Annotated in this window: 29 protein-coding genes and 1 pseudogene; 18 read left to right on the top strand and 12 right to left on the bottom strand. The window is 61.2% G+C overall.

Going from position 1 to position 26,066, the window contains the following annotated elements; genetic code table 11:
• Nucleotides 1-69: 69 nt before the first annotated feature.
• The gene (locus FFR93_RS14295) at nucleotides 70-741 is read right to left on the bottom strand and encodes a TrkA family potassium uptake protein (RefSeq protein WP_205910740.1); all 672 of its coding nucleotides are present in this window, start codon (nucleotides 739-741) and stop codon (nucleotides 70-72) included.
• The gene (locus FFR93_RS14290) at nucleotides 734-2,065 is read right to left on the bottom strand and encodes a potassium transporter TrkG (protein WP_138393702.1); all 1,332 of its coding nucleotides are present in this window, start codon (nucleotides 2,063-2,065) and stop codon (nucleotides 734-736) included. Before FFR93_RS14290 ends, FFR93_RS14295 begins: the two co-directional genes overlap by 8 nt.
• 447 nt (nucleotides 2,066-2,512) lie before the next feature.
• Here FFR93_RS14290 and FFR93_RS14285 point away from each other — a divergent pair, with 447 nt between their 5' ends.
• The 3 genes from FFR93_RS14285 to FFR93_RS14275 all read left to right on the top strand — a co-directional run bounded on the left by FFR93_RS14285 (nucleotide 2,513) and on the right by FFR93_RS14275 (nucleotide 6,034).
• Entirely contained in the window at nucleotides 2,513-4,294 is a 1,782-nt protein-coding gene (locus FFR93_RS14285; RefSeq protein WP_138393701.1) for an adenylate/guanylate cyclase domain-containing protein, read from the top strand.
• A 265-nt stretch (nucleotides 4,295-4,559) separates the two neighbouring features.
• Nucleotides 4,560-5,201 (top strand): DUF1326 domain-containing protein, encoded by a 642-nt coding sequence (locus tag FFR93_RS14280; RefSeq protein ID WP_138393700.1) that lies wholly within the window; start codon nucleotides 4,560-4,562, stop codon nucleotides 5,199-5,201.
• Between the two features lie 8 nt (nucleotides 5,202-5,209).
• Nucleotides 5,210-6,034, top strand: a complete 825-nt coding sequence (locus FFR93_RS14275; protein WP_138393699.1) for a DUF2182 domain-containing protein — start codon at nucleotides 5,210-5,212, stop codon at nucleotides 6,032-6,034.
• A 175-nt stretch (nucleotides 6,035-6,209) separates the two neighbouring features.
• Here the strand turns inward: FFR93_RS14275 and FFR93_RS14270 are convergent, their stop codons facing one another.
• Nucleotides 6,210-6,401: a DUF6494 family protein gene (locus FFR93_RS14270; protein ID WP_138393698.1), complete on the bottom strand. Its 192-nt coding sequence runs from the start codon at nucleotides 6,399-6,401 to the stop codon at nucleotides 6,210-6,212.
• Between the two features lie 155 nt (nucleotides 6,402-6,556).
• Here FFR93_RS14270 and FFR93_RS41435 point away from each other — a divergent pair.
• Together FFR93_RS41435 and FFR93_RS14260 are read left to right on the top strand one after the other, a co-directional pair.
• Nucleotides 6,557-6,817 (top strand): annotated as a pseudogene (locus FFR93_RS41435) (transposase domain-containing protein); the annotation flags it as partial.
• 376 nt (nucleotides 6,818-7,193) lie between these two features.
• Nucleotides 7,194-7,544, top strand: a complete 351-nt coding sequence (locus FFR93_RS14260; protein ID WP_138393697.1) for an AraC family ligand binding domain-containing protein — start codon at nucleotides 7,194-7,196, stop codon at nucleotides 7,542-7,544.
• 196 nt (nucleotides 7,545-7,740) lie between these two features.
• On the opposite strand, the gene FFR93_RS14255 is transcribed toward FFR93_RS14260, so the two are convergent.
• The 7 genes from FFR93_RS14255 to FFR93_RS14225 form a co-directional block, all read right to left on the bottom strand.
• Entirely contained in the window at nucleotides 7,741-8,553 is an 813-nt protein-coding gene (locus FFR93_RS14255) for an alpha/beta hydrolase (protein ID WP_138393696.1), read from the bottom strand.
• A gap of 136 nt (nucleotides 8,554-8,689) precedes the next feature.
• On the bottom strand, nucleotides 8,690-9,310 hold the full coding sequence (locus FFR93_RS14250; protein WP_171049188.1) for a glutathione S-transferase family protein: 621 nt from the start codon (nucleotides 9,308-9,310) through the stop codon (nucleotides 8,690-8,692).
• Nucleotides 9,303-9,788 (bottom strand): SRPBCC domain-containing protein, encoded by a 486-nt coding sequence (locus FFR93_RS14245; RefSeq protein WP_138393695.1) that lies wholly within the window; start codon nucleotides 9,786-9,788, stop codon nucleotides 9,303-9,305. Before FFR93_RS14245 ends, FFR93_RS14250 begins: the two co-directional genes overlap by 8 nt.
• On the bottom strand, nucleotides 9,781-10,113 hold the full coding sequence (locus FFR93_RS14240; protein WP_064706458.1) for a metalloregulator ArsR/SmtB family transcription factor: 333 nt from the start codon (nucleotides 10,111-10,113) through the stop codon (nucleotides 9,781-9,783). Before FFR93_RS14240 ends, FFR93_RS14245 begins: the two co-directional genes overlap by 8 nt.
• A gap of 207 nt (nucleotides 10,114-10,320) precedes the next feature.
• Nucleotides 10,321-10,737 carry a GFA family protein gene (locus FFR93_RS14235; RefSeq protein ID WP_138393694.1) on the bottom strand — a complete coding sequence of 139 codons (417 nt, stop codon included), beginning with the start codon at nucleotides 10,735-10,737 and terminating at the stop codon, nucleotides 10,321-10,323.
• Between the two features lie 43 nt (nucleotides 10,738-10,780).
• Nucleotides 10,781-11,245, bottom strand: a complete 465-nt coding sequence (locus FFR93_RS14230) for an SRPBCC domain-containing protein (RefSeq protein ID WP_138393693.1) — start codon at nucleotides 11,243-11,245, stop codon at nucleotides 10,781-10,783.
• A complete protein-coding gene (locus FFR93_RS14225) occupies nucleotides 11,242-11,571 on the bottom strand; it encodes a metalloregulator ArsR/SmtB family transcription factor (protein WP_138393692.1) in 330 nt (109 codons plus the stop codon). The genes FFR93_RS14230 and FFR93_RS14225 overlap by 4 nt, the downstream gene beginning before the upstream one ends.
• Nucleotides 11,572-11,768: 197 nt before the next feature.
• On the opposite strand from FFR93_RS14225, the gene FFR93_RS14220 reads away from it, so the two are divergent.
• From FFR93_RS14220 to FFR93_RS14200, 5 genes are all read left to right on the top strand, one after another.
• Nucleotides 11,769-12,071 carry a hypothetical protein gene (locus FFR93_RS14220; protein WP_138393691.1) on the top strand — a complete coding sequence of 101 codons (303 nt, stop codon included), beginning with the start codon at nucleotides 11,769-11,771 and terminating at the stop codon, nucleotides 12,069-12,071.
• Between the two features lie 16 nt (nucleotides 12,072-12,087).
• Nucleotides 12,088-13,227 carry a sialidase family protein gene (locus FFR93_RS14215; RefSeq protein WP_138393690.1) on the top strand — a complete coding sequence of 380 codons (1,140 nt, stop codon included), beginning with the start codon at nucleotides 12,088-12,090 and terminating at the stop codon, nucleotides 13,225-13,227.
• Nucleotides 13,228-13,328: 101 nt separating this feature from the next.
• A complete protein-coding gene (locus FFR93_RS14210) occupies nucleotides 13,329-13,895 on the top strand; it encodes a hypothetical protein (protein ID WP_064706464.1) in 567 nt (188 codons plus the stop codon).
• Nucleotides 13,888-14,304, top strand: coding sequence for a phage holin family protein (locus tag FFR93_RS14205; protein ID WP_064706465.1), 417 nt, complete (start codon nucleotides 13,888-13,890; stop codon nucleotides 14,302-14,304). The genes FFR93_RS14210 and FFR93_RS14205 overlap by 8 nt, the downstream gene beginning before the upstream one ends.
• Nucleotides 14,304-15,314, top strand: coding sequence for a DUF3618 domain-containing protein (locus FFR93_RS14200; RefSeq protein ID WP_138393689.1), 1,011 nt, complete (start codon nucleotides 14,304-14,306; stop codon nucleotides 15,312-15,314). Before FFR93_RS14205 ends, FFR93_RS14200 begins: the two co-directional genes overlap by 1 nt.
• Nucleotides 15,315-15,390: 76 nt before the next feature.
• On the opposite strand, the gene FFR93_RS14195 is transcribed toward FFR93_RS14200, so the two are convergent.
• Complete coding sequence (locus FFR93_RS14195; protein WP_064706467.1) at nucleotides 15,391-15,579, bottom strand: hypothetical protein; 189 nt, start codon at nucleotides 15,577-15,579, stop codon at nucleotides 15,391-15,393.
• 419 nt (nucleotides 15,580-15,998) lie between these two features.
• On the opposite strand from FFR93_RS14195, the gene FFR93_RS14190 reads away from it, so the two are divergent.
• From FFR93_RS14190 to FFR93_RS14175, 4 genes are all read left to right on the top strand, one after another.
• Nucleotides 15,999-16,895 (top strand): alpha/beta hydrolase, encoded by an 897-nt coding sequence (locus FFR93_RS14190; protein WP_138393688.1) that lies wholly within the window; start codon nucleotides 15,999-16,001, stop codon nucleotides 16,893-16,895.
• A 144-nt stretch (nucleotides 16,896-17,039) separates the two neighbouring features.
• Nucleotides 17,040-17,855, top strand: a complete 816-nt coding sequence (gene aac(3) / locus FFR93_RS14185; RefSeq protein ID WP_138393687.1) for an aminoglycoside 3-N-acetyltransferase — start codon at nucleotides 17,040-17,042, stop codon at nucleotides 17,853-17,855.
• Between the two features lie 107 nt (nucleotides 17,856-17,962).
• A complete protein-coding gene (locus FFR93_RS14180) occupies nucleotides 17,963-18,304 on the top strand; it encodes a hypothetical protein (protein ID WP_064706470.1) in 342 nt (113 codons plus the stop codon).
• 174 nt (nucleotides 18,305-18,478) lie between these two features.
• Nucleotides 18,479-19,024 (top strand): YidB family protein, encoded by a 546-nt coding sequence (locus tag FFR93_RS14175; protein WP_138393686.1) that lies wholly within the window; start codon nucleotides 18,479-18,481, stop codon nucleotides 19,022-19,024.
• Nucleotides 19,025-19,242: 218 nt separating this feature from the next.
• On the opposite strand, the gene FFR93_RS14170 is transcribed toward FFR93_RS14175, so the two are convergent.
• Nucleotides 19,243-20,097, bottom strand: a complete 855-nt coding sequence (locus FFR93_RS14170) for a dienelactone hydrolase family protein (protein ID WP_138393685.1) — start codon at nucleotides 20,095-20,097, stop codon at nucleotides 19,243-19,245.
• Nucleotides 20,098-21,706: 1,609 nt separating this feature from the next.
• On the opposite strand from FFR93_RS14170, the gene FFR93_RS14165 reads away from it, so the two are divergent.
• From FFR93_RS14165 to FFR93_RS14150, 4 genes are read left to right on the top strand one after another with little or no spacing between them, the layout of a single operon-like run.
• On the top strand, nucleotides 21,707-21,943 hold the full coding sequence (locus FFR93_RS14165) for a hypothetical protein (protein WP_138393684.1): 237 nt from the start codon (nucleotides 21,707-21,709) through the stop codon (nucleotides 21,941-21,943).
• A gap of 17 nt (nucleotides 21,944-21,960) precedes the next feature.
• Entirely contained in the window at nucleotides 21,961-22,431 is a 471-nt protein-coding gene (locus tag FFR93_RS14160; RefSeq protein WP_138393683.1) for a terminase small subunit protein, read from the top strand.
• Nucleotides 22,397-23,968: a terminase gene (locus tag FFR93_RS14155; RefSeq protein WP_138393682.1), complete on the top strand. Its 1,572-nt coding sequence runs from the start codon at nucleotides 22,397-22,399 to the stop codon at nucleotides 23,966-23,968. Before FFR93_RS14160 ends, FFR93_RS14155 begins: the two co-directional genes overlap by 35 nt.
• The gene (locus FFR93_RS14150) at nucleotides 23,968-26,058 is read left to right on the top strand and encodes a hypothetical protein (RefSeq protein WP_138393681.1); all 2,091 of its coding nucleotides are present in this window, start codon (nucleotides 23,968-23,970) and stop codon (nucleotides 26,056-26,058) included. Before FFR93_RS14155 ends, FFR93_RS14150 begins: the two co-directional genes overlap by 1 nt.
• Nucleotides 26,059-26,066 lie beyond the last annotated feature (8 nt).

The following is a 26,066-nucleotide window of genomic DNA, read 5'->3' as shown; positions in this document are numbered from 1 at the left end:
ATCGTCGCTATCCCTTGACAGCTCGTCAGGCCCCGCACGGTTCGGTTCTCATCCCGAACAAGCATTCGGTCATTTCAATGCTGCGAACTTCTCGACCATGGCAGTTGGTCCAGAGACGATCAGCAGGTCGCCACGCTCGACCATCGTATCTTGCGTCGCATAGGTGAAGTCCTGATGAGGCCTCTTCACCCCCACCACGGTCACCCCGTGCTTCGTGCGCACCCCCGACTCGCTCAGCGTCTTTCCCGTTGCTTCGGCAGGCGCGGTGGTCTTCACAATTGCGAAGCCGTCATCAAACTCAATGAAATCGATCATCTTTCCCGTCACCAGATGGGCAACACGCTCGCCCATGGCCGCTTCCGGATAGACGACGTGGTGTGCTCCGGTTCGCTCGAGAATTCGTCCGTGGTTCGGGCTTAACGCCTTCGCCCATATATCAGGCACGCCAAGCTCGGAGAGCGCCAGGACCGTCAGCACACTCGCTTCGATGTCGGTCCCGATCGCGACTACCGCATGGGCGAAATCCTGTAAGCCGAGCTTTCTCAACGTGTCGGCATTCGTGCTGTCTGCCTCGACGACGTGGGTCAGCCGATGGGACCAGTCTTGCACCAGCTGGGCGCTTTCGTCCATGGCGAGGACGTCGTGCCCAAGGTGGACGAGGGACTGCGCGACGGCAGTTCCGAAACGGCCAAGGCCGATGACAACGACGCCGTCACCCGTGAAAGCCGTATTTTTAGCCAACGATTGGGCGCTCCTCTGGATAGCGGTAGGGGACATATCTTTCCTTGAGCGCCAGGGCGCTCGCCACCGTTATGGTGCCAACCCTTCCGACGAACATCAAGGCGACGATCACCAATTGCGCCGATGGCGGAAGATCGGCGGTGATGCCGGTGGAGAGGCCGACGGTAGCGAAGGCCGAGATGACCTCGAACAGGACGGCTTCAAGGGAAAAATGCGTGACGCTCAGGACGAAAAGCACGCCGGCTCCAATGGCACCGAGCGCCAGGAGGACCACGGTAAGCGCTTGCCGCTGCACATGCCGGCCGATCCTGCGCCGGAATATGTTCGAGTCCGCATCTCCGCGGATTTCAGCCCAGACGACGACACCGAGAAGCATGAAGGTCGTGACCTTGATCCCGCCCGCCGTGCCAGCGCTTCCGCCGCCAATCAGCATCAGTGCGTTGCTCAGCGTCAGCGTCTCGGTGGTCATCTTGCCCACGTCGACCGAGTTGAAGCCGGCGGTGCGTGTCATCACCGAATGGGTCATGGCGTTGAGCAATTTGTCGGGCAAGCTCATCGGGCCCAGAGTTGCCGGATTGGCCCACTCATAGGCGGCAACCGCAACAAATCCGACTATGAGCAGGATAGCGGTGCCGACAAGCGTGATCTTGGCGTGAACGGAAAATCGCGAGGGATCGCGCACACCCTGCGGCAGTTCGAAGAGAATGGGGAAACCCAGGCCGCCAATGACCACTGCGAGCATAATGGGACCAAGGATTGCCACATCCCCCGTAAAGCCCATCAGGTTGTCCGAAAAGGTGGAAAAGCCCGCATTATTGAAAGCGGAGATCGATTGGAAGAGGCCGTGCCAGAGGCTTTCCAGCCAAGGGAGCCCATAGCCGAAATGGAAGCGGAGGATGAGGACCAGTGCGGTAACCGCCTCTACAGCGAGAGTAACGGTCAAGATCAGCCGCAGCACGCTCTTGACATCGCCAAGCCCTGAACTCCGGGTTTCGGCTTGCGCCACCAAGAGATTTGACAGCCGGAGTCTCTTTGTGACCAGCAGCCCAAGGAGAGTTGCCCCAGTCATGATGCCGAAACCGCCGACCTGGATCAGCGCGAGAATGACACCCTGTCCGAAGCCGGACCAATAATTGGGCGTGTCGTGGACGATGAGGCCTGTCACGCAAACGGCCGAGGTCGCCGTGAACAGGGCGGAGAGGAATGGCGCGCCGGCCGGTCCGCTGCGAGAGATCGGCAGCATCAGAAGCAGTGTGCCTATCGCGATGGCGGCCAGGAAAGCAATCGGTACCATTCGAGCGGGATGTCGAATCGATTGCGGCACATTCACCTCTGTTTGTCCTAAGGGTCTTCACCCCAATATGGCCGTTCGCGGCAGGACACTCCTACAGCGAGCTGGGCGCGGGCAAAAGAGGCGATTGCACAAATGATTGGGCTGGTGCTCCTGTTTCGATAGCAAGCACCGTATATGGGACCTCGTCACGCCAACAGTCGAGGAACTGTGGTTGGATAGCCGATCAGAGTTCGCGCATTCTTCATTCAGAAGAAGGCAAAGCGCCCTGTCCAACTCGAAATGACGGAGCAGACGAAAACAGCACTCTGGGCATTGTTTCCGTCGGTCAGGAGGACCGGCGCAAGCTTTCGCTTCCTGCCAGGCGCTGACGGCGTCGATGTCGCCTCGAACATGAAGGAACGCCAATTTCGATAGGAGATCGCATCATATTCCGCTAAAATGTTGCGGTCTGGCCAATGCGTTACCCTTGGTGCTTCCATGAGACAGAAGCTCGCTGCAGTTCTGGCGCTCGATATGGCGGGTTACAGCCGACTCATGGAAGCCGACGAGGCAGGCACGCTTGCCCGCCTGCGGACCCATCGAATTGAATTGATTGATCCAGCGGTCGCCAAGAACGATGGTCGTATCATCAAGACGACGGGCGACGGTATGCTGGTCGAGTTTCAAAGCGTGAGTGACGCGGTGCGTTGTGCCGTCGAAATACAGCAGCGCATGAAGCGGCGCAACTCCGATGTCGCCACGGACCGGCGGATCGAGTTCAGGATTGGCATAAATGTTGGTGACATTATATTCGAAGACGGCGATATCTTTGGCGATGGAGTGAATATCGCCTCTCGGGTCGAACAGCTCGCCGACGTCGGCGGGATTTGCATCACAGCGGCGGTTGCGGCGCAGATCGCCGATCGGCTCGAAGTATCGATCGAAGACTTGGGCGAAAAGGTGCTCAAGAACATCAGCCGCCCGGTGCGGCTCTATCGCATCGGCATCGATGAGGAAATTGCTGCTCACCCGGCGGTGAAAGAAACGTCGCAGAGGCGACGTACGAACACCAAGCCATCAATCGTGGTGCTGCCGTTCGACAACATGAGCGGTGATCCCGATCAGGAGTTCTTCGCCGACGGCCTGACTGAGGACATCATCACGGAACTCTCTCGCCACCACGAGCTCTTCGTGATTTCCCGAAATTCCAGCTTCGTTTACAAGGATAAATCGACCAATGTCCGTGAAGTCGCCGAGAAGCTCGGAGTCCAGTACCTTGTAGAAGGCAGCGTGCGAAAGATCGGAGACCGGCTGCGCGTCACCGTTCAGTTGATCGATGCGGTCAACGACACACATATCTGGGCCAACAAGTATGATCGTAAGCTCGACGACGTCTTTGCCATTCAGGATGAGGTGACGGCCTCAATCGCGGCCACACTTCCCGGACGCGTCGAGGCGGCCCAGCGCGACCACTTGTCCAGGATGAAGCCGTCGAACATGGTCGCCTATGAATGTGCCCTTGCCGCGAAGGTCTTACATCACCGAAGCACAGCCGAGGACAATTTGAAGGCCCAGGCCTTCATCGACAAAGCAATCGCACTCGACCCCGGATACGCCCACGCCCATGCGTGGCGAGCGTGCATCCTTGGCCAGGCGTGGGTGCACGGCTGGTGCGAAGACAAGGACGCCACCTGGGAGCAGGTGACTAGCGAACTCGACAAGGCACTGGCTCTCGACGACAACGATGCCGACGTGCACCGCATTCTCGCCGCAGTCCGCGTCAGCAGCAACCAGCTTTCGGAGGCGCAATATCATCAGGAAAGGGCTCTTTCCCTCAATCCGAATTACGACTTGGTCGTCGTGCAGCAAGGTGAACTTCTTACCTGGCTCGGGCGGCCGGAAGAGGGCATGGACTGGATACGCAAGGCGATGCGGCTCAACCCCCATCATCCCGAACGCTTTTGGAGCCACCTGGCAAAGGCCCATTTCGCAGCCCGACAGTACGACGAGGCGCTCGAGGCGTTCAAGCGCTTGTCGACGATGGATCATGAACAGCATGCCTTCGCCGCGGCCTGCCACGGCTGGCGTGGCGACGCCGACAGCGCGCTCTCCCATTTGAAGAAGGTGCGAGCACTCGCGTCGGATTTCGACGTTGAGACTTTTCTTTCCACCCTGCATTACGCGCAGGATTCCAATGTGCAGCACATGCGGGATGGTCTCGTCAGGGCGGGTGCGACAGACCCCGCTTTTTCGACGACCGGAGCCGCAAGAAGCAGCTAGGACAAGCGCAGCGTCCACCTCAGAGATTGGCCTTGACGGCCCCCCTTCGGGAGCGTCATGTCCGCGCCTTCCAATGGCAATGGGTATCGGCGGCAGGCGACCGCCTGCGCCTCGTGAACTCGTACCCGGTCTGGAGAAGATCCAACTTCCGATGGCAGCGCACACATCTCTTCCTGTTCGCCGGTGATCGTCATGCCCTACCGCGAACATTCAATTAGTGATATCTTTATTAGCGGTCATTCGGATCAGCGGGGGAGGCTTTGTCATGACGCCTTGGGAGATTGATGCGCTTGCGATCACCAACTGCAATTGCAGCTCCGGATGCCCCTGTCAGTTCAACTCGCTGCCGACGAACGGTAACTGCGAGGCTGCGGTGGGATTCGCCGTCAAGTCGGGTTTCTACGGCGACGTTAGGCTGGACGGCGTGAAGATGGCGTTCACCGCCAAATGGCCTGGTCCGATCCATCTCGGGAACGGGACGATCCAACTGATCGTGGATCCAAGTGCCACTCCGGCACAGCGCGACGCCGTCGCGACCATCGTCTCCGGCGGCGACACCGAGGATATGGCTACCATGTTCTGGGTGTTCAGCAAGATGTCTCCGAACAAGCTCGACGTTTTGACCAAGCCGATCGATCTGGAGGTCGACGTCGAGAAGCGGACGGGCCATGTCCGGGTCCTCGATGTCTTCGAAATGGACATCCAGCCTATCCGTAATCCCGTCACCGGAGCCGAACACCGCGCCCGCATCAACTTGCCGCATGGCTTCGAATATCGGGTGGCCGAGATTGCCAGCGGCACGACCAGGACATTCGGCATGATGTCGCTCGAAAACATCAAGGATAGCCACGCCCATATCTGCAGGGTCTACATGAACGGCCAGGGCGTCATCGAACACGCCGCCTGAGAACACCCATGGCGCTGCCAACAGTCGAACGTATCCTCGGACGCGACCGGGTCATCGTGGTTGTGTCGCTATCGCTCTGCGTGGCCCTGTCCGCCTGGTACATCCTCGACGGAGCGCGGACGGGCATGTCTCCCGTGGAGATGTCCGTCGAGACCGGACCCGGCGGGGCGCTGCTTGCTGGCACCGACGACATGATCAGCCCCCAAGCGTGGTCGGTGCGCTATGGTGTGATCGTTTTCGCCATGTGGTGGCTGATGATGGTCGCCATGATGGTGCCGAGCGCGGCGCCGACCATCCTGCTCTATGGAGCGCTTCATCGAGACCGTGGCGCGCGGGGGGCGCTCGAATTTCTTGCCGGCTACCTGGCAATGTGGGCCGCGTTCAGCCTTGTGGCGACCTCGGTTCAAGGTGTTCTTGCCGCAAGCGGCTTGATGTCCGCCATGTATATGAACCTTGCGACCAGCTATTTGGCCGCGGCAGTCCTCATCGGCGCCGGGCTGTATCAACTTTCGCCCGTCAAAGCCGCATGCCTCGATCACTGCCGAGGTCCAGTCGAGGCGCTCATCCGCCATCGCCGCACGGGCAGGGCCGCTGCATTCCGCATGGGCCTGGTCCACGGTCGATTTTGCATCGGTTGCTGCTGGGCATTGATGATGCTTTTGTTCGTGGGCGGGATCATGAACATCTGGTGGATCGCCGCCATCGCAGTCTATGTAGCCGTGGAGAAGCTCGCTCCTGCCGGAAAGAACGTCTCCCGCATCATGGCGGCGGTGCTGGTCATAGCCGGGATGGCTCTTCTCACGACATCTTTCGCTGATCTGATGTGGACCTAGCGACGGCTGGAATCTCGTCATCAGCATCGGGCCTTAGTTCAAGTTGTCGCGTAGAGTGGATTTAAAAATCCTGTTGCTCGGCTCTAGTTCTTCCAACTCTAGCAAAGCAGCCGCGAGCGAGCATCAAATCGAGGGCGCCGACGGCCGGTCGACGTCACTTAATCGATTCCCCGGCCTATGGAAGTTCTATCTCACCCTCCACCACGTGGTTGAGGCCGCTGCCTTCGGCCGTCAGCGTCATGCGAACTTTCAGCTTCTTGCCGTCGATTTGCACGTTACGCACCGTCTCCTCGATCTTACGCTGCGAGGTCACGCCGACTTCCTTTAGGAACTTGCGGATCGACATGTTGAAGGCGTCTTCGCTCATGGCGGAACTCCTCTACATCCGAAAGAGATTGTAACGGAAGGAAAGTGGCCGGGGAAGCTATCGAGTTGGTGAAGTACATCAGAGAGCTCTGACGTTTTGGGCGATGACGGCAATATCGGCGAGCTTTATCGGATAGAGGCGGATCTGCGTGGTCATTTGCCGGACACGATGCCGGAGCGGAGAACTGGGCGACCGTCGCGTCGCTGATCGAGACCTGCAAGCTCAATTCCGTCGATCCGTTTGCGTATTTGGCCGCCACGCTCACCTCTATCGTCAATGGCCACAAGCAGAGCCAAATCAACGGACTGATGCCGTGGAATTATCCGGGACGGACAAACGGCTGCTGTTGGCCCATTGCGGTCACGCATCTCTGGCTACAAGCACGAAGTAGGCATCATCGTGGGGATAGCTCCTGACGTAGGTGCTTGCCTTCAAAGCACCAAATGAAACCACATCGGTATCGATGCTCGGGTCGAAGGTTCGAAGAACCAATTGTCGTAAGAAGCGTGATGATCATCGGCCTAGGACGGTCCCGCACTTCACACGCTCGATCGGCTGCGGCCATGGATTCCAGGCTCAAGGCCTGGAATGACGGAGGGTGGGGGTGCGTCTCGGCCGAACTCCGGCGCCTCTGCACCCAAGCGCGCCTTAGTTCTTGATCACATTGATGTTGACGGTGACGTCCTTCACGGTTCCCTCACCGTAAGAGACTCTGACCTTGTCGCGCCAAACGCTGCGGACTTGGCGCGGGAGATTTCCGCGTTACCTAAGCCGGCGGCATGGAGGTAGACGATGAAGATGCAGAAATTCAAGATCGCCGACGCTTCGCTGGAGCGTTCCCCGGGGCAGGAGGCAGATATCCGCGTCGGCAATCTCGTCGATGAGCGGCATGGCGGGCCGGTCACCATCGGTTACGGACGCTACGCGCCCGGCCAGAGCCTGACTGAAACCATGGCGGTCGACGATGTCATGATCGTTCTCGAAGGGCGGCTTTCGGTTTCGACAGAGGCGGGAACCGTCAGCGCCGGGCCGGGCGAGATCGTCTACATGCCGAAGGGCGAGACCGTGACGATCCGCTCGCATGAGGAGGGCGCAGTCACCGCCTATGTCACCTATCCCCACTGGCGCCCGGCGCATGCATAGCCGCAAGGTAGCGAGATGCTTTTCCTCGGCCGCCTCGTTGGATCTCCGCAGCTTGGGGTTACGGCAGCGAGGGCTGATGTAGCCTGTGCCGGTATTGGGGTTGCGGATTGACCGCACTCGGATGGATGCAAAGATCTCTGTCTGTCGGCAACGAGGGTTTGGCATCTCTATCGCGACCTTGCCTCCGTAACGGGCTTCAAGGCCGGTATTCTGCCAGCGCTTCCACAAAACGGATCACGTCATCGACCATGCTGTCGGTAAAGATATCGTTGTGACCCGCGCCGTCATAGATCAACATCTGCTTGGGCTCGGGTGCGATCTCGTACAACGCCTGCCCTGATGAAAGCGGGATGCTGTCATCGAGCCGTCCATGGAGGAACAACTTCGGTTGTCTCACTTTGCCTATGCGGAGGTCCGACCGGAAGGGATCCTTGAGAAGAAGCTGGGCAGGGAGGTACGGATAATGCCTCTGCGCAACCGACAGAACCGACAGGTACGGAGAGACAAGAATGACGCCCGCGACCGGCCTCTCCGCGGCCGTATTCACGGCAACGCCGGTGCCGAGTGACCGGCCGAGCACGACGATTTCGCTTCTGCAACGTGCCGAAAGCCAGTCGAATGCGGCCATTCCGTCCGTCAGCAGTCCCTGCTCGCTGGGTGAGCCGGTCGATCCGGGATAGCCTCGATAGGAAATCGCCAGCAATCCAATCCCGCGCGCGGCCAGCGCCTGTGCGAGAAACGCGTAATTGTCGACGCGGTCACCGTTCCCGAAAAAGAGGAGCACGCAGGGCTTGTCGCTGTCACCCTGGCTGTGCAGCCCCAGTAGCATCTCCCCGTCGGGCGTCTTGACGCGGACCGACTCGCCCCAAGCCGCGTGCTCGGCGGCGGGTGTGGCGCCGGCTCCGGGATAAAGCAGGCTCCGCTGCGAGAAATAGACCAGAGCCACGATCGCCAAGTAGGCGATGACCGCCATCAGCGGCAAGATCAGCAAGTACCTTGTGGTGCTCACGACAGAATCTACCCGCCGGTTTGGCTATGGCCAGAACGCTCTGCAGCAACCGCGGCCCGTCACGGCGTGGGGTGTTCTGCATAGCGGCAATATATGCACAAAGCGTTCCTGTGGAGAAGGGGCGAGAGCGTGCCTCTCACGCTGGGAATGGGTTTCGCCACGCATCCAGTTCTTCAAGCCGTCCGTACCAGGCCTGAATATGCCGAAACTCCGCGAGTGGTATCTCGGCGGCGGCGGCATAAGGAAGCGCAGCAGCCAAAGCGAAATCTGCAACGGTCAGTGTCTTGCCGACGGCGACGCTATTGGCGGCGAGATGATCGTCGAGCACCCGGCCGTGGAGCCGAAAGCTCGTCTTCGCGTCTTCGATCACGGCGACGTCAGGCTTCCCGCCGAACAACGGCTTGATCAACATCTCAAACCACAGCGTTGCCCCGTGCCGGGTGAAATGGTTGGCATCCCAGCTCAACCAGCGCAGCACGTCGATCTGCCGGTGGTCATGCGGCCAGAAATCCGATGCGACTGCGTCAGACAGCCTGCACATGATGGCGTTCGCTTCCCACAAGGTTCCGGCATCTTCCTGCAGCACCGGGACTTTGCCGTTCGGGTTCAGCGCCAGGAAGTCCGCGCTCCGCTGTTCTCCGCTTGCCAGGTCAACCCTGACGAACTCTACGCCGGCCTGAAGAAAACGGGCGGCGGCGCAGGCCTTCCGGGGATTGAGCGTCTCGCAATAGTAGAGCTTCATCGCCGCCTTACGCATGCTTCGGCCCTTCGGATTCAGTCTCGAGAAAGAAGCCCAATCGCTCGAAACTTTGCGACCAACCGGATTCATGACCCTCAAGTGAAGATGCGCTTGCAAATCCACTCTGCCTGAAAGTCATTTCCGTGCCGCCGTCGCTTTCCCTGAAAGTGATGGCGACGACCGTTTCGGGGCTGGTTTCGCCGCTTCCCGTCTCCCAGGCATGTGTGAAGACAAGCCTGTGCGGCGGCTCGACCTCCAGATATTTTCCGCCGACCCAATGTTCTTCTCCATCCGGTGCGATCAGACAGGCGCGGTGTCTGCCGCCGGGCCAGGCTTCAAGTCTGTCGCCCACCGCCTTGAAACCGTGAGGACCACACCACTGCACGAAGGCTTTCGGGTCGGTCCATGCTCTGAAAACGAGATCGCATGGGGCGTCGAACCTTCGCACAAGAACCAGGTCGCGGCTGTTGTCGGTGGCGGTCTCCGGATTAGTCATTTTCGTATCCTTGTACCTTGGTGAGATAGTCATCGAGACGATCGAAGCTTTGATCCCAGAAGCGTCTGTAATCGGCGATCCAATCAGCAATTGTCTTCAAGGCTGCCGGCTCGAGGATGCGGGGACGCGCATTCGCTTCCCGGCCAGAGCGGATCAACCCAGCCTGCTCCAGGACCTTGAGATGTTTTGAGATGGCGGGCTGAGACAACTCGAAGGGATCGGCGAGTTCGGCCACGGTCGCCTTGCCGTTGGCAAGCCGCGCCAGAATTGCTCTCCGTGTGGGATCGGAGAGCGCGGAGAAAATCGCATCAAGCCTGTCGTCCATGCATCACCATTTAGCTATATAGCCAAATGGATACATTGGATGGAGGGGAATGTCAAAGGCAATTTGCGCTTGGCAATGACGGCGAGGACCCTCGGCGATGAAGCGGAAGGTCCTGCGTCTGCTGATCCCCGGCCGGGAAGCCGCGCCGGCCCGTACCGCTCGCGACGTCGACCCCCGATGCACCATTTTTCCAGGCGCTGCCCAGCCTCACATCGGCGGCATCTTTTCGAAGTTGGGGACATCATGGTCGACCAGGTCCCAGGCATGGCCGCGCACGGTGTAGGTCACCGCCTGTGGCCGATATCGCTCGGGCTCGTCGAGGCTTGCGGCGTGGATGGTGAAGAAATCCGGCATATAGGAGAAGGTCAGGTAAACAGGCGCACCGCAGGCGGGGCAGAAACCGCGCGTCTTGACGTTGCCGTTGTCGGCGACCATCTCCCAATGGCTTGCCTCACCTTCGAGTTTCACCGCCTGCCGGCTCGGGAAGGTCAGATAGGATCCGTGGCCGGTGCCGCTCGTCCTCTGGCAGTCGCGGCATTGGCAGTCGTTCATCGCGATCGGCTCGGCCGTGATCTCATAATGGATCGCGCCACAAGCGCACCCGCCGGTATAGGGCTTGCTCATCTATTTCTCCTGATGTTGTTGGGATGCGGTCTTTCGAGCCGCTTCAATCCTGTTCGCCGGCAAGGCCGCCGATGTTCTTCACGACCTTCTTCCAGCCTTCGCCCATCTTCCGGAAGGCCGTGTCATTCTCCGGCAGGACGAAACCGGAATGGACGAGCCGCAGCCGCGTGCCGTCTTCGGCCTCGGAGAGAATGAAGGTGACGACGGTATCGAGCCGCGATCCGTAGCCGACATTCCCGGCATGGCCGCCTTTCCAGGCATAGGAGAGACGCTTGTTCGGCTTCACCTCCAACACCTCGCAATGGATGGTGCCGTCCCAGGCGCCGGCCGGCGTGGTCTGGTAGGTGAAGCGCTTGCCCTCCACCGGCTCGAAGCCTTCAGGCACCATCAGCCAGCGGCCCATCAGCTCGGCCGTGGTCAGCGTTTTCCAGATCGTCTCGGGCTGATGCGGGAAGACCTCGTCGACAACGATATCATGCGTGTCGGGCTTCAATGCTGCGTCATTCATGGATCGATTTCCTTCAGCAATGTTCTGAGATTGGTAAAGCGGTCGCGCCAGAAGAGGCCGTAATGGCTCATCCAGTCGACCAGCGGCGCAAGGCCCTCCGGCTCGGCGCGGTAATAGACCTTGCGCCCCTCGGGGCGCTCAGTGACAAGGCCCGCCTGCTTCAGCGCCTTGAGGTGCTGGGAGACGGCGCCCTGCGTCACATGGCTCGCCCGCGTCAGTTCGACGACGGTGATCTCATCGGAGTTGACGATCTGCTCGAACACGGCCCGCCGGGTGGGATCGGCAAGGGCGCGCATGACGGCGTCGATGGAAGCGGTCTGGATCATCAGGAAACAATAGTGCGGACTAATTGATGAGTCAACACTAATTGGTGTCTCATAACTGCGACCACCGCCTGTTGCCGCTTTCCGACGGATATCCGCGAATTCGGCGGCGGAGCCGACACCATGACATCGCACCGGATTTCGAGCCGGGCCGGAACCTCGTCGGACCTGCGAAGTTCGCGGAACGAGGAGAATTCCACGTGCACTTGATACAGTTGTTTATTCCGGCAGCGCCGCAAGCGGCGATCGACATCGAAGACATTATCGCGACAATTCAGCGCGAGATGACGGAGCGCCATGGCGGTGTGACGGCATATCTCAATTCCCCCGCAAAGGGGCTTTGGTCCAATGATGAGGGCACTGAAGAAGATACCGTCATCGTGATCGAAGTCATGGTGGGCAGTCTCGATCGGGTGTGGTGGCGCCAATACCGTCGCGAACTCGAACAGCTGCTCGGCCAGGATGAACTGCTAGTGCGGGCACTTCCAGTCGAAACGCTCTGACCGCCTGGAAGCCTCCATGGACACGCAATTGCGCCATCTTGAAATCTACCGCAGGCAGGGTGAGTTCGCAGCCTGGCCGGCAAATTATGGTCTCTGGTCCTGGGGTGACGAAATCGTCGTCGTCTTCGCGCGCGGCAAACTCGGAGCGAAGGGGGAGCTGCACGAACTGGACCGTCATTATCCATTCGTACCCTGGCAGGCACGCAGCCTGGACGGCGGACTGACATGGATGGGCGAGCCGTTCTGCGGCCAAGTGCCGGGTGGGCTCTCGCTTTCGGCCGACGAGCACCTGAACGCCAATCTCAAGACTCGTCCCCATCTGTCGACCCGTGATGACCTCCGCGTTCTGGATGAACCCATAGACTTTCTCGATCCCGAGACGATCGTCATGTGCGCCAGAACCGATGTAGAGGGCGATGCTGTCAGCTGGTTCTATGTCAGCCGGGATCGATGCCTGACATGGCAGGGTCCATATCGTTTCACCGGTTTGCATCTTCCGATCGCGGCGCGCACCGATATCGTTCCTCTTGGCAGGGACCGTGCGCTTTTCATGCTCAGCACCTCCAAAGCGGACGGTGCGGAAGGCAGAGTGTTCTGCGCGCGCACCGCGGACGGCGGGCGCAGCTTCGTCCTTCAGGGCTTTGTCGGCCCGGAACCTGAGGGCTATTCGATCATGCCGGCATCGACGGCACTTTCCGGTGGCGCCATGCTGACCTTGACGCGCTGCATGGGGAGGGGTGGTGGCAAGGGCTGGATAGAAGCCTTCACCTCCGACGACGAAGGGAAGACCTGGACGCGGAAAGGCTGCATCGTCGACGACACCGGCAGCAATGGCAATCCGCCAGCGCTCGGACGGATCGGAGGCATGCTACTGCTCGTCTACGGCTACCGCGATCCGCCATTTGGCATCAGGATGCGCATGAGTTCCGATGACGGCCAGACATGGGGCGCCGAGAAGGTCATCCGGAGCGACGGCGGCACGGCTGATCTCGGTTATCCCAGAATCGTAAAACGCGGTGAGGGATCCCTGCTCGCCGTCTACTACTTCAACGATGGCGACAGGCAGGAGCGTTACGTCGCTGCGTCCATTATCACGCCTGCCAAAGATCAGGAAGGAGCCGAGGACGGCGCTGCTTCATTGCAGTCGCAGGTCTGAGCCATGCTGAAGAGGAACGTTCGAAGCGCATTCGGGGAACAAAGCGGGGCACCCGTGGTTCGGGGCTGCGGCAATCGCCGGCACGACATGGGAGGTTAGACATGCAGAACGATTTCACGGATCCGGCAGGAAGAAGCGCATCGGCGCAGACACCGTCCTCATCCCCAGGTTCCGGTTCTTCGCCGGGGACACGCACATCCATTTCCGATCTGGAAGCGAAGGTGAGCGAAGATGTTTCCGCCGCCAAGGAAACGATCAAGGAAGGCGCCGACACCGCCGTCGAAAAAGCCAAGGAAGTCATTTCCGAACGCACCAGCTTCGCTGCTCGCCAGGTCCGCGGCGTTGCAACGGCACTTGAGAAAGCTGGCGCCGAAATGGAAAGCTCCGGTCAGGCTGAGGTCGGGCGATACGCCAGGCAAATCGGGCGGAGCGTGCAGACTGTCGCTCGGCGGATGGAAGGCAAGGACATCGGCGAAATTGCCACCATGACCGAGGATTTCGGGCGCAAGCAACCGCTCGCCTTTCTCGGGATCGCCGCACTTGCAGGCCTGGCAGCAAGCCGCTTCCTGACAGCGTCCGCGAAAAGGCAAACAGCTGCCGCGCCGCGTGAACCATCGATTGGCCGCCGCCCCGGCACCGCAACGACCGGAGGCGAGAAAAATGGCTAAGTCTTCAGAGAACACACCCCTCTCCGAGCTCGTCAGTGGCCTCGTTGGTGATGTCACGAGCCTGCTCCGCAAGGAAATCGATCTTGCCAAGACGGAGGCTTCGGAAAAACTTTCGCAGGCGCTCAGCGGCGTGGAGATTCTCCTGTTCGGATTGGTCCTGGCGATCGGGGCGGTCGGCGTCCTGCTGGGTGCTCTTGTCGGCGGTCTCGCGGCCTTCCTCGTGACACAGGGTTTTACCGAAACCACCGCCAGTGCGCTCGCCTCTCTGATCGTCGGCATCATCATTGCCGGCATCGCTTGGGCATTGGTCTCCCGGGGCCTCGCCGCGCTTCGCGCCAATAACATGAGACTGGATCGTACTGCGACCTCGCTTCGCCGCGACGTTGATGTTGTGAAGGACAAAATCTGATGGAAAATTCAATGGAAAAAACATCGGCCGAGCTTCAGCGGGAGATCGACCAAGACCGGCGCCGTATAGGAGATCGGATCGACGCGATTCAGGAACGGATGTCGCCGGGCCAGCTCATCGATGAGGTCATCGCATACGCCAAGGAAAGCGGCGGCGGAGAGTATGTCAGCAATCTTGGCCACGCCCTCAAGGCGAACCCTCTGCCGGTCGCGCTGATGGGCGTGAGCCTGGCCTGGCTCATGGCAAAAGGCAGTCCGTCATCAGGCGACACGACGACCTGGAGGGAGGATCCTGAATACCCGCTTTATCCCGCGACTGGCCGGGTCCGCAGGATTGGCCCGCCGGCAATGGAAAACGGAGCGCGTTACAGCCATTTTTCCGATGAATCCGGCAAGAGGTTGAAAGCGTTGACGGACGAAACAGGAGGTCGTGCCGGCCATTTCATGGACGAGGCGGGCAAGACCTATCGTGGCTTCGCCGACGCGAGCGGAAAGCAGATCAGCCAGATCACCGACGAGACTGGTGCAATGCTCGACGCGGCAACCGGCTGGGCGGCGGAGAAATGGGAGCAGGCGAAAAGCGCCGCGAGCGACCTCAGCGCCCGTGCGTCTGGCGCGGCGAGCTCGCTATCGAGCCGATCCTCTTCGGCGGCGACCAGTCTTCAGGAGCAAACGAGCAGACTCAACGAGGCGATCCTCACCCAGTTCCGTGACCAGCCGCTGGTCGGCGGTGCTCTGGCTTTCGCGGTCGGTGCAGCGATCGGCGCGGCGTTGCCGCATACCGACACCGAGGATGAGTTGGTCGGCGAAGCCGCAGATAGCGCGAGAGATAGCCTCAGCCATCAGGCCCAGGACGTCGTCGCGCAGGGTAAAGAGGTAGCGTCGGACGTCTATCACAAGGCCGTGGACGTTGCCTCCGATGCTCATGATGACATCAAGGAACGCGTGGTGGATGAGGCCGAAGCTTTCATAGATCGCAAGGATGGCCTGGGCGGAACCGATCGGCGGTAGAGGATCCATACCGGTCGGTTCAGGAAAGCTCCACGCGGAAAAGGCGCCGTCTGACTGATCCGCTTTCGCGGAAGCCTCAGATGGCCGTCTGCATGAGGTATGAAGATTTTTCGACGGGAACCCGCGCGACGATTTTCATCACGAGCGTGGGAGCGACATCGGGAACAGAGCTTACTCGTCCGTCTTTGTAGAGCACCCGCAAGAGGCGGGTTTGGCTGTCGTAATCGAGTTCGGCGATCGTCTTTGAATGGACCGGGAATTGCATCTTCACTGCCTCCTGCTGCAGCATGACCAAGATCAAAACAGCCGACCGCCGCCCACCCTGGCGGGCAATGCTTGATCGGCCCGAGAATTCCTCACCATTGCGGCGGCCGGCGGTGCTATCCGAAACGCATTTTCCGACAGACATCCTGTTCAGGCAGAATCCTGCTGGCGAAATCTCGGCAGAATCTAACGAGAGCCGCCATCGAAATCGCGTGAAATCGGCGTGACACACGTTCCGCGGCTGTAGGGGCGCGAGGACACCAGAATAAGATGTGAGTGGCTGCGGCACGCGAATTGGAGGCCGGCCGAACGTTTGCCGTGCCCGCTAAAAGGTCTGTCGACGTTGTTTTTAGTCACGTGTTATCAGTTGCTTGCGCCATGGGCACCGGAACTTTTGCTGGGCTGCCGGGTTTGCTGACCATGTTGAAGAAGCAGCCCATCCTGCCCAGACTGGGGACGATCAGCGTCATTGATGACCTTCAGGTTCATGTCCTTGAAAGCGGCTCACTAAACGGAAGCCCGGTTGTTGTTCTGCATGGCTGCGGCAGTCTGGCGGAAGAGGCGCTGCTTCCTTTCGAAAACAGCCAGCACCGACTGATCGCCATCGATCGTCCCGGCTACGGTTGGAGTTCCTCGCTTCCGCCGCAGGAACGGGGTCCACTCGGTCAATCTTTCTGGCTTGAGCGCTTTCTCGATACCTCAGGGCTTGGGCCTGTCACGATCGTCGCCCATTCGATCGGCAGTGCCTCGGCCCTTCATCTGGCTGCCCGCAGAGCTGAGCTCGTAAAGGCGCTCCTGTTGATCTCGCCCTGCTGCAGTCCTGTTCCCTCGAAGCCTTTGATCCTGCTGCGCACGGCCGTTGCGCCTGTCATAGGGCCGCTGATCCGCCGACACATCATGTCTCGCTGGGCCGCTCTCTTTCTCCGGCACGGAATTCGGTCATCATCATTCCCCAATCCACTGCCGTCCCACCTGAACATGCTGCCTGCCGGCCATATGATCCGGCCCAGCGCGATCGAAACCATGGCTGACGAGCTGCGCGCTTTCAACCGAGACATGGCTCTGCTGCCTGGCCTGCCTGAACAGGTTCCCATCCATGTGCTCTTCGGGTCGCAAGACCTCATCGTCGATCCGAATTTGCACATCGACTGGCTCCGCCAGAGGCATCCCCGCCTTCTCGTCAAACGCCTGGAGGGCGTCGGCCATATGCCGCATCACGTCGCCCCGGCCGTGGCATTGCGGATGCTGAACGCGATCATCGAGGAGCGCTCCTCCGTACCGGCCGTCAAGCCTGGACTGTTGACGGATGTAGCATGAGCCCCGCGAGGTCTACCGCAGTTGCACTGCGGCCGCAGGCGCGGGAGGCGCCCTGGGCGGCGGCACGGCATCGCGATCAATGGTGTCCTGAAAGTCCGAACGGGGAGCATTGACTCCCGCCTACGACCCGATGATCGTCGGGCCATGACCGCTCCGCACTTTCACACCCGCCTCTCGCTCATCAAGGACTTGGAGAAGCTCGGCCTTCGCGCCGGCGACATGGTCATGGTGCATGCCGCCATGAGCAGGCTGGGGCGGCTGCTCAACGGTCCCGACATGTTCATCGATGCGCTGGGCGATGTCGTGGGGCTTTCGGGCACCATCGTCGCCTATACGGACTGGAACGGCGCCTATGACGAGTTGCTCGACGAGGACGGACGCGTTCCGCCGGAATGGCGCGACCACATCGCACCCTTCGATCCCGCGACCTCCAGGGCCATCCGCGACAATGGCATATTCCCTGAATTCCTTCGAACGAGGCCAGGGGCGCGACGCAGCGGCAATCCGGGCGCCTCGGTCGCGGCAATCGGGGCAAGGGCCGACTGGCTGACGGCCGATCATCCGCTCGACTATGGCTATGGCGAGGGCTCTCCGCTCGCCAAACTCGTGGAGGCCGGCGGCAAGGTGCTGATGGCGGGTGCGCCGCTCGACACGATGACCCTTCTCCACCATGCCGAGCATCTGGCTGATATCCCGAACAAGCGCCTGCGCCGATATGAGGCGCCCTTCGCCACGTCGGCCGGCGTGGTGTGGCGCATGATCGAGGAGTTCGACACCGGCGATCCGGTCGTCCCTGACCTCGCAAGCGACTATTTCGGCGAGATCGTCCGCGCATTTCTGGCAAGCGGCGCGGGAGCGCAGGGCCTGATCGGAGAAGCGCCGTCGGTCCTGGTGGATGCGGCTTCCATCTGCAGCTTCGCCGTCGCCTGGTTGGAGCTTCATGTTCGGCACGAGAGTTAAAGCGGCTGCGCCTTGACTCCCGCGCGACCAGCTTCTCCTGCCTCACGGAACAAAATCCCGATGGCAATGTTGATATGGCGATAAGCAGAACTCCATGGGAGGAATTCATGCAGAAAACGCTTCAGTTCGTCTTGGTCGGCCTCGCCGCGATGAGCGGCTTGACGATCGCGCCAACCATCGCCGCCACGCAGGACATGGAATTGCGCATCGGCCCCGGTGGGGTCGGCGTTTACGATCGCAATCGTGATTTTGACCGCTATGACGGCTACGACCGCCGCGGGCCGCGCCGCTGCGACCCCGATGATGCGCTCGACATCGCCCGCAGCGAAGGACTTCGCCGGGCGCACATCGTCCGCATGTCGCCGCGCAGGATCGTCGTCGAGGGAATGACGCGCCGCGGGCCGGAACGGATGGTCTTTGCCAACCGCCGCGGTTGCCCGGAACTCTGACCGACCGCCGTTCTGAACGAATGCGGCCGGGCGGACGGGTCATCGGCTGCGAACATGCTGCCGAGGCGTCAGCGTGGCTGCCGTCGTGAAAGCGATTGCCAGACACAGAAGATCAGCGGTTTCGCGCTTCCATCAAAAGCCGAGCCAACCCGGACACCATTGGAGGATATCATCATGATGAGCGGTCAAATGAAGGCGCTTCTCGCCGTTCTTGCCGTTGCCGGTTACCAGAACAGGGACAAGATCAAGGAGCTCCTGCGAGGCCTCCAGAACCCGCAACAAGCCGGGGCGGGAGGCCAGCAGACGGGCGGTCTCGGCGGCATCCTCGGCGGGCTGGCCGGCTCCGGCGGTGGTTTAGGCGGCTTGGGCGGCCTTCTCGGCGGACTAAGCTCCGGCAGCATCGTCAGCGGCGGCCTCGGCGATCTCCTGAAGACGTTCCAGCAGAACGGCCAGGGAGACAAGATGGAATCCTGGGTGCGCCGGGGGCAGAATGCCGACATCAATGACGGCGAACTGGCCACAGCCCTCGGCCCTGACGTCCTCGAAGAGATCGCCCGCAATACAGGCCTTTCGCATCAGGAGATCCTCGGCCGGCTGAGCCGCGACCTTCCCAAAGCGGTCGACGATCTGACCCCGGAGGGGAAGGTGCCGAGCGAGGAGGAGGCGTTCATGTCTTCGGCGAGCCAGGCGACAACCTCAGGGCGGCCGAGCGGCGTTTAGGCGCTCGAGTTCGGGGCGCTATTATCGCCCTCGATGGATTTGCCGCAGAGATCGCCTCACACACTGTCTCCTCGGGCTTGACCCGAGGATCCATCGCGCGGACTTCCACCGGCCGCGGGCCTGGATTCCAGGCTCGAGGCCTGGAATGACGGAATGGGGGTGCCCAGGTGCCAAAATCGCGGTTGGCGGATGAGCAGAGCCAGACCGCCGGTCGACCTTCACTGAAGGTATTTGCGAAGAAAGGCATAAACGCTGCGGATGGACTTTGCCGCGGCGTCGGGGTCGTATTTTTCGATATGGCCCAGCACTCTCCTTCCCGCCGTGAACTCCGGAGCATCGAAATTGTGATAGATGCCCTTGTAAACGTCGAGTTCGACGGGCGGGGCATCGTCGCGGAGGCGGGAAAGGCTCTTCTGGCATCGTTCTGCCCGGCTCCAATTGTCTCGTTCGCCAATCAAGATCAAAGTCGGTACCGACGGATCGCCCCGATTAACGTCGCAGGCGGGATAATAGGCGACCGCCGCCTTGAACTTGCGCTCCATAAGCTGCTCGTTCCCGCCGATTTTTGTTGCGTCCAGCGTCGCGGTGCCGCCCGCCGAAAAGCCCATCAGCGCGACGCGCCTGATATCGACGAAGCTTGATTTCGACAAAAAGTCCAAGGCGCCGTAGGCGTCGAAGACGCGCTCGGGAAGATGGCTTCGGCACGTGTCCTTGAGGTTGCGGGTGGTGAAGCTGTCGACAACAAGCACGACGTGGCCCCATCTGACCAGCCGTTTCGGCCAGAGGTCCTTGACGCTCAGACGCATGTGATCGCATCCATGCATTATGACGACCGCCGGGAAGGGGCCATCACCCGGAGGGCGGGACAGATATCCGAGCAACGGCATGCCCGGTGGTTGGGAAAGAATTTCTCCCTGTTCGAGAGCCTTGCGGATTCGAAAAGCGCTGAGCTTCACGGGCGCGCTTTCGAACCGCACCAATTCCTCGGCACCCGCCGGGTTCCCGGACATGGGCAGGCCAAGAAAAGCCACGAGGCAAAGAAGAAGTCCTGCAGTTTTCACCGACGCCTCCATCGTTTGACCGACGGCATGTTATTTGTACCCCGAAGCTGAAGCTTGGCAAAGCGGTTGGGCTTGCTGCCACGATTGGATGGAGGAGGCCTCATTTCAAAAGAGGCCTGCGGGTGGCACAGCGCTCACCCCTTGCTCCGTCATCCTCGGGCTTGACCCGAGGATCCACGTCGGCCTCGACCAAGGGAGCGGGCATGGATCCCAGGCTCAAGGCCTGGGATGACGGAGGGTGGGGCGGGCGATTTGGCAAATCCAGCGTCGGCGCAGGGTGGAGGAATCTGACACGAGCAGGCTCGATTTTGAGTTGGCGGCAGAGCCGTAATCGGTCTTGATCACCCCCCGGCACATCAGTTATCACTGCCGTAAATCCAAGCTGCGAGATTTGAATTCAGAGGTGATGTCGACGGTGAAGGCCGGCGCCGCCCTTCGAACTTGTGCGCCATTCGCAACGCCTCGCAAAGCAATCAGCGTCTGAGCGCCCGCTCATTTGCCAAGGAACCTACCCCCTTGCTCCGTCATCCCAGGGCTTGACCCGAGGATCCACTTCGGCTTCCACCACCAGCAGCGGCCATGGATCCCAGGCTCGAGGCCTGGGATGACGGAGGGTGGGGGGCGCGGATTGCCAAATCCGGCGTTGGCGCGGGGTGGAGGAATCTGACACGAGCCGATTTCGAACCGGCGGGAGAGGCTTAATCAGTTCTTGATCACCCCCGGCGCATCAGTTATCACTACCGTAAATCCAAGCTGCGAAATCTGAAATCTGGAGCTGGGCGGTCACGTCGCGCGGCCCTTTGAACTTGTGCGCTGTTCGCAACGCCTTGCGAACCAATCAGCGCGTCAGCCCCCGCTCATTTGCCAAGGAGCCTACCCCTTGCTCCGTCATCCCAGGGCTTAACCCGAGGATCCACTTCGGCTTCCACCAGCGGCAGCGGGCATGGATCCCAGGCTCAAGGCCTGGGATGACGGAGGGTGGGGGGACGTTTTCGCCAAATCCGGCGTCGGCGCGGGGTGGAGGAATCTGGCACGAGCCGGCTCGATTTCGGACTGGCGGGAAAGGCGTAATCAGTTCTTGATCACCCCCCCCCCGCATCAGTTATCACTACCGTAAATCCAAGCTGCGAAATTTGAATGCAAAGGTGATGTCGACGGTGAAGGCCGGCGGCGCTTTGATCGCGCGTCATTCGTTAAGGCCGTCCCGGCCGGCGTCGGCGAACATCAACGCGGGTGTGGCACAGCGCTCCTCCTTGCTCCGTCCTCCTCGGGCTTGACCCGAGGATCGGGCTTGACCCGAGGATCCACCTTGCGTCCACCTGCAGCGGGCATGGATCCCAGGCTCAACGCCTGGGATGACGGAGGGTGGGGTAATGCTCCGGCTAAATCAGCCGGCGTGGAGCCAGCCAGCGCCACCACCGTGGATCTACCACCGAGCTCACCCCTTGCTCCGTCCTCCTCGGGCTTGACCCGAGGAACCACCCTGCCTCCATCAGCAGAGGGCATGGATCCCAGGCTCAAGGACTGGGATGACGGAGGCGGGAGGGCCGTTTCCGCCAGACGCAAACGGTCAGCCTGATGCGGCCGCATCCGACACCCACCCCATCCAAGGAGAATTGCAATGGACCCCTCGATTGCTCCGGCCTCGCGGGCCGCTGTGGTGACGCCGAACGATACCGCCATTGTCGGGGCGCGTGCGCTCTATATCGGCACGGCCGGCGATGTGGCGATTGCTTCGCGGCGGGATGTGGATCCGGTGATTTTCAAGAGCGTGCCGGCCGGGACGATCCTGCCGGTTCATGCCGCGATCGTGGCGCTGACCGGGACCACGGCCGCCAACATCATTGCCTTATTCTGAGCCTCAGACGCGGACCGATGGGCAGGCCGACCAAGTTCAGCCAGGCGCTGGCCGAGAAGATCTGCGCGCGCATCGCCGACAGGGAAAGCCTGCGCTCGATCTGCCGGGACGAGGATATGCCGGCGAAATCGACGGTGCTTTCCTGGTTGGCGGACGAGGACAAGGCGGCGTTTCGGGCGCGATATGCGCTGGCACGCGAGATCATGGCCGACAGCTTCGTCGACGAAATGGTCGAGATCGCCGACAACAGCAGCGACGACTGGATCGAAAAGAAGAATGCCAGCGGCGAGACCACCGGCTGGCAGGAGAACGGCGAGGCGATCCGGCGCTCGCAGCTGCGCATCGCCACCCGCCAATGGGTCGCCGAGAAGCTGCGGCCGAAGAAATACGGCGCCAAGGTCGAGGCCGAACAGGGCGCGACCGGCGAAGTCTCACAATTGCTGGAGGCGGTCAATGGCAAAACCCGCGGACTTCCAAACGGCGATTGACCGGTTTTCCGACTGGCGCTGGCGGCTGAACAATCTCTACTGGATCACCGACAAGGCGGGCAAACGCGTCAGGTTCGAAATGAACTGGACGCAGATGACCTTCTTCGAGGACATGCATTATCTCAACGTGCTGCTGAAGGCCCGCCAGCTGGGGCTGACCACCTTCATCCAGATCTTCATGCTCGATGCCTGCGTCTTCAACCGGGATATAAGAGCCGGCACCATCGCCCATACGCTCGGCGACGTGCAGACGATCTTCCGGGACAAGATCAAATATCCCTATGACAACTTGCCGGAAGGCATCCGCAACGCCGTGCCTGTTGTCAGGACCAACCAGAGCGAATTGCTGCTTGCCAATAATTCGAGCATCCGCGTCGGTACGTCGCTGCGCTCGGGCACGCTGCAATATCTGCACATCTCCGAATATGGAAAGCTCTGCGCCAAATATCCCGACAAGGCGCGGGAAGTCCGGACCGGCGCGTTGAATACGGTGCAGGCCGGCCAGCTGGTCTTCGTCGAAAGCACGGCGGAAGGCCAGGAGGGGCATTTCTATTCGCTCTGCGAGGATGCCCAGATCAAGCAGCGCCAGGCGCTTGTCCTGACCGAGCTCGACTTCAAATTCCACTTCTTTCCCTGGTGGAAGGAGCCGCAATATTCGATCGCGCCCGAGGGCGTCATCATCAGCGACGCTTTCGTGAAATATTTTGGCCAGCTCGCAGAACAGGGGATTGAGCTGACGGCCGGCCAGAAGGCCTGGTATGTCAAGAAGGCCGAAACCCAGCTCGGAGACATGAAGCGCGAATATCCCTCGACGCCTGATGAAGCTTTCGAGGCAAGCGTCGAAGGCGCCTATTATGCCGACCAGATGGCGGTGGCCGACGCCGAGGAGCGTATCGGTGTCTTCCCGCATGTCGAAGGCTACCCGGTCCACACCATCTCCGACATCGGCATGGATGATACCAACAGCGTCTGGCTGTTCCAGGTGCTGCCCGGCCGCGTGAGGATGATCGGCTATTTCGAGCATAGCGGCACCGGCATGGACGGCATGCTCGACGAGCTGGAGCGGCGCGGCGGCGAACATGGCTATGTCTACGGCGTCCATAACATGCCGCACGACATCAAGGTCAGGGAATGGACGCGCGGCGGCATGACCCGCATCGAAATCATGCTGAAAGAGGTCAAGGCACGTGGTCTCGGCACGGTCGGCAAGGTCGAGCGCGCCTATGTCCACGACCGCATCAACGGCACGCGGCGCATCCTGGCAAAGGTCGAGTTCGACCAGGCCGGCTGCGCCGACGGCATCAAATGCCTGCGCAACTATCGCAAGGACTGGGACGAGGATCTCGGCGTCTTCCGCGACGAGCCGCTGCACAACTGGGCTTCGCACGGCGCCGATGCCTTCGGCGGTCTCGCCCTCATCTTCACCGGGCTGGCGCCGGAACCGCTGAAGCCCGAGCGTAAGCCGCCGCCGACATTCCAGACGATGACATTCAACGAATTTGCCGACTCCACCCCTAGACGTAGCGAGCGTGTTTGATGGAAGACGAGACAACGGCTTTGGAAGGCGGGCAGCGTTGGGATCCGGCAAAGGTCGGCGCCCATTGGCAGCAGGAGCTCGAACGCGCCCAGCGCTACTTCAAGTCCTGGCACGACCGCTGCGTCAAGATCGAGAAGATCTATCTCGACCAGCAGTCGGACCAGACGAGCGCGGCCAAGCGCCACTTTCCCATGCTCTGGGCCAATACCGCGGTGCTGCAGCCGGCCGTCTATGCCCGCGTGCCGCAGCCGGTCGTCGAGCGCCGCTTCAAGGATGCCGAGCCGGTGGCGCGCATTGCCTCCGAACTCGTCGAACGCAATCTCGCCTATGCCGGCGACGAGGCCGATCTCGATTCGATCATGCGGGCGGTGCGCGACGATTTCCTGCTCTGCGCCCGCGGCACGGTGTGGCTGCGCTACGAGGCCGATTTCGAACCGCTCGACATGGATGTCGAGCCGTCGGACCCGCCGGCCGCTGGCTTATCCGGAGAGATGGCCGGCGCCACCCTCGAAACGATCGCCGACGAGCGCGTCTGCATCGATTATGTCCACTGGTCGGATTTCCTGCATTCGCCGGCACGCCGCTGGAAGGATGTGACCTGGGTGGCGCGGCGCGTGCCGATGACCGACGAGGAAATGGAAAAGCGTTTTGGCCGTGAGGCCATGGTGTCGGGGGCGGCGCAGGCCGCCGGCAGCCGCAAGGGCGAAAGCCAGGCCGAGCGCGCCGAGAACGAAGGCAAGACCCATGTCTGGGAGATCTGGTGCAAGAGCGAGAACTATACCGTCTGGATCGCCGACGGTTCGCCCCTGGCGCTTGAGGTCTCCGAGCCGCCGCTCGATCTCACCCATTTCTGGCCTTGCCCGCGCCCGGCCTACGGCACCATGTCGACGAGCTCGCTGGTCCCGGTTCCCGACTATGTCTATTACCAGCAGCAATGCGACGAGATCGACCTTCTGACCAGGCGCATCAACAAGCTGACCGACCAGCTGCGGCTGAAGGTCTTCTACCCCTCCGGCGACGGCGCGATCTCGCCGGCGATCGAGAAGGCGATGCGGCCTGAAAACGACATGGTGATGGTGCCGATCCCGGAATGGGCGGCTTTCACCGACAAGGGCGGCTCGAAGGCTGTTGTGACGCTGCCGATCGACGAGGTGCAGAAGGTGATCGTCGCCTGCATGGCGGCGCGCAAGCAACTGATCGAGGACGTCTACCAGATCACCGGAATATCGGACATCGTGCGCGGCGATACCCAAGCCTCGGAGACGGCGACCGCGCAGCGCATCAAGAGCCAGTGGGGCTCGATCCGCATCCGCGACCGCCAGGCGGAGCTTGCCCGTTTCGCCCGCGACATCATCCGCCTCGCCGGCGAAATTATCTGCGATCAATTCCAGCCGGAAACGCTGATGCTGGTGAGCGGCATCAGACTTCCGACGATGGCCGAGAAGCAGCAGGTTGAGATGCAGATGCAGCAGATGCAGATGGCGGCCCAGCAGGCGGCGATGCGGGCGCAGCAGATGGGGCAGCCCGCCCAGGCGCCCCCGGCGCCGCCCGAATTGCCGCCGCAGCTGCAGCAGATGATGGGGCAGCCGACGATCGACGAGGTGGTGCAGTTGCTCCGCAACGACAGCATTCGCGGCTTTCAGATCGACATCGAGACGGATTCGACGATCGAACCTGATGAGGACGGCGAAAAGCAGCGCCGCATGGAATTCGTCCAGATGGTCGGCGGCTTCATGCAGCAGGCCGGCGCCATGGCGCAGCAGAACCCGCTGTTGGTGCCGGTCATGGTCGAAACGCTGCTCTTTGCCGCCCGCGGCTTCCGCGCGGGCCGTCAGCTCGAAAGCATGCTGGAGCAGGTGGGGGCGCAGCTCTCCGAGGCAGCCCGCGCGCCGAAACCGGAGCCACAGCCTTCGCCCGCCGAGATGCTCAAGCTGAAGACGGCTGAAGTGAAGGCCGGCGCCGAACAGCGCAAGGCCGAACTCGGCGTCGCGCAAGCCGAGATCGAACATCGCGCCACGCTGGAGCAGGCGCGCGGCGAGGCGGCGGCTCAGGCGCTGCAGCAGTTCCAGGCGCAGCCGGCCTATCAATAGTTTCGAGG

This window comes from Rhizobium sp. MHM7A (assembly GCF_005862215.1).
Taxonomy (GTDB): domain Bacteria; phylum Pseudomonadota; class Alphaproteobacteria; order Rhizobiales; family Rhizobiaceae; genus Rhizobium; species Rhizobium bangladeshense.
Note: the sequence above shows the minus strand (reverse complement) of the source record. Positions and strands in the feature narration are given on the sequence as shown.

Bases quoted from the DNA above. Each gene is read 5' to 3' on its own strand.
- FFR93_RS14285 (WP_138393701.1), top strand. From the start codon at position 2,513: ATGAGACAGAAGCTCGCTGCAGTTCTGGCGCTCGATATGGCGGGTTAC.
- FFR93_RS14280 (WP_138393700.1), top strand. From the start codon at position 4,560: ATGACGCCTTGGGAGATTGATGCGCTTGCGATCACCAACTGCAATTGC.
- FFR93_RS14275 (WP_138393699.1), top strand. From the start codon at position 5,210: ATGGCGCTGCCAACAGTCGAACGTATCCTCGGACGCGACCGGGTCATC.
- FFR93_RS14270 (WP_138393698.1), bottom strand. From the start codon at position 6,401: ATGAGCGAAGACGCCTTCAACATGTCGATCCGCAAGTTCCTAAAGGAA.
- FFR93_RS14260 (WP_138393697.1), top strand. From the start codon at position 7,194: ATGAAGATGCAGAAATTCAAGATCGCCGACGCTTCGCTGGAGCGTTCC.
- FFR93_RS14250 (WP_171049188.1), bottom strand. From the start codon at position 9,310: ATGCGTAAGGCGGCGATGAAGCTCTACTATTGCGAGACGCTCAATCCC.
- FFR93_RS14245 (WP_138393695.1), bottom strand. From the start codon at position 9,788: ATGACTAATCCGGAGACCGCCACCGACAACAGCCGCGACCTGGTTCTT.
- FFR93_RS14240 (WP_064706458.1), bottom strand. From the start codon at position 10,113: ATGGACGACAGGCTTGATGCGATTTTCTCCGCGCTCTCCGATCCCACA.
- FFR93_RS14235 (WP_138393694.1), bottom strand. From the start codon at position 10,737: ATGAGCAAGCCCTATACCGGCGGGTGCGCTTGTGGCGCGATCCATTAT.
- FFR93_RS14230 (WP_138393693.1), bottom strand. From the start codon at position 11,245: ATGAATGACGCAGCATTGAAGCCCGACACGCATGATATCGTTGTCGAC.
- FFR93_RS14225 (WP_138393692.1), bottom strand. From the start codon at position 11,571: ATGATCCAGACCGCTTCCATCGACGCCGTCATGCGCGCCCTTGCCGAT.
- FFR93_RS14215 (WP_138393690.1), top strand. From the start codon at position 12,088: ATGGACACGCAATTGCGCCATCTTGAAATCTACCGCAGGCAGGGTGAG.
- FFR93_RS14210 (WP_064706464.1), top strand. From the start codon at position 13,329: ATGCAGAACGATTTCACGGATCCGGCAGGAAGAAGCGCATCGGCGCAG.
- FFR93_RS14205 (WP_064706465.1), top strand. From the start codon at position 13,888: ATGGCTAAGTCTTCAGAGAACACACCCCTCTCCGAGCTCGTCAGTGGC.
- FFR93_RS14200 (WP_138393689.1), top strand. From the start codon at position 14,304: ATGGAAAATTCAATGGAAAAAACATCGGCCGAGCTTCAGCGGGAGATC.
- FFR93_RS14195 (WP_064706467.1), bottom strand. From the start codon at position 15,579: ATGCAATTCCCGGTCCATTCAAAGACGATCGCCGAACTCGATTACGAC.
- FFR93_RS14190 (WP_138393688.1), top strand. From the start codon at position 15,999: ATGTTGAAGAAGCAGCCCATCCTGCCCAGACTGGGGACGATCAGCGTC.
- FFR93_RS14180 (WP_064706470.1), top strand. From the start codon at position 17,963: ATGCAGAAAACGCTTCAGTTCGTCTTGGTCGGCCTCGCCGCGATGAGC.
- FFR93_RS14175 (WP_138393686.1), top strand. From the start codon at position 18,479: ATGATGAGCGGTCAAATGAAGGCGCTTCTCGCCGTTCTTGCCGTTGCC.
- FFR93_RS14170 (WP_138393685.1), bottom strand. From the start codon at position 20,097: ATGGAGGCGTCGGTGAAAACTGCAGGACTTCTTCTTTGCCTCGTGGCT.
- FFR93_RS14165 (WP_138393684.1), top strand. From the start codon at position 21,707: ATGGACCCCTCGATTGCTCCGGCCTCGCGGGCCGCTGTGGTGACGCCG.
- FFR93_RS14160 (WP_138393683.1), top strand. From the start codon at position 21,961: ATGGGCAGGCCGACCAAGTTCAGCCAGGCGCTGGCCGAGAAGATCTGC.
- FFR93_RS14155 (WP_138393682.1), top strand. From the start codon at position 22,397: ATGGCAAAACCCGCGGACTTCCAAACGGCGATTGACCGGTTTTCCGAC.
- FFR93_RS14150 (WP_138393681.1), top strand. From the start codon at position 23,968: ATGGAAGACGAGACAACGGCTTTGGAAGGCGGGCAGCGTTGGGATCCG.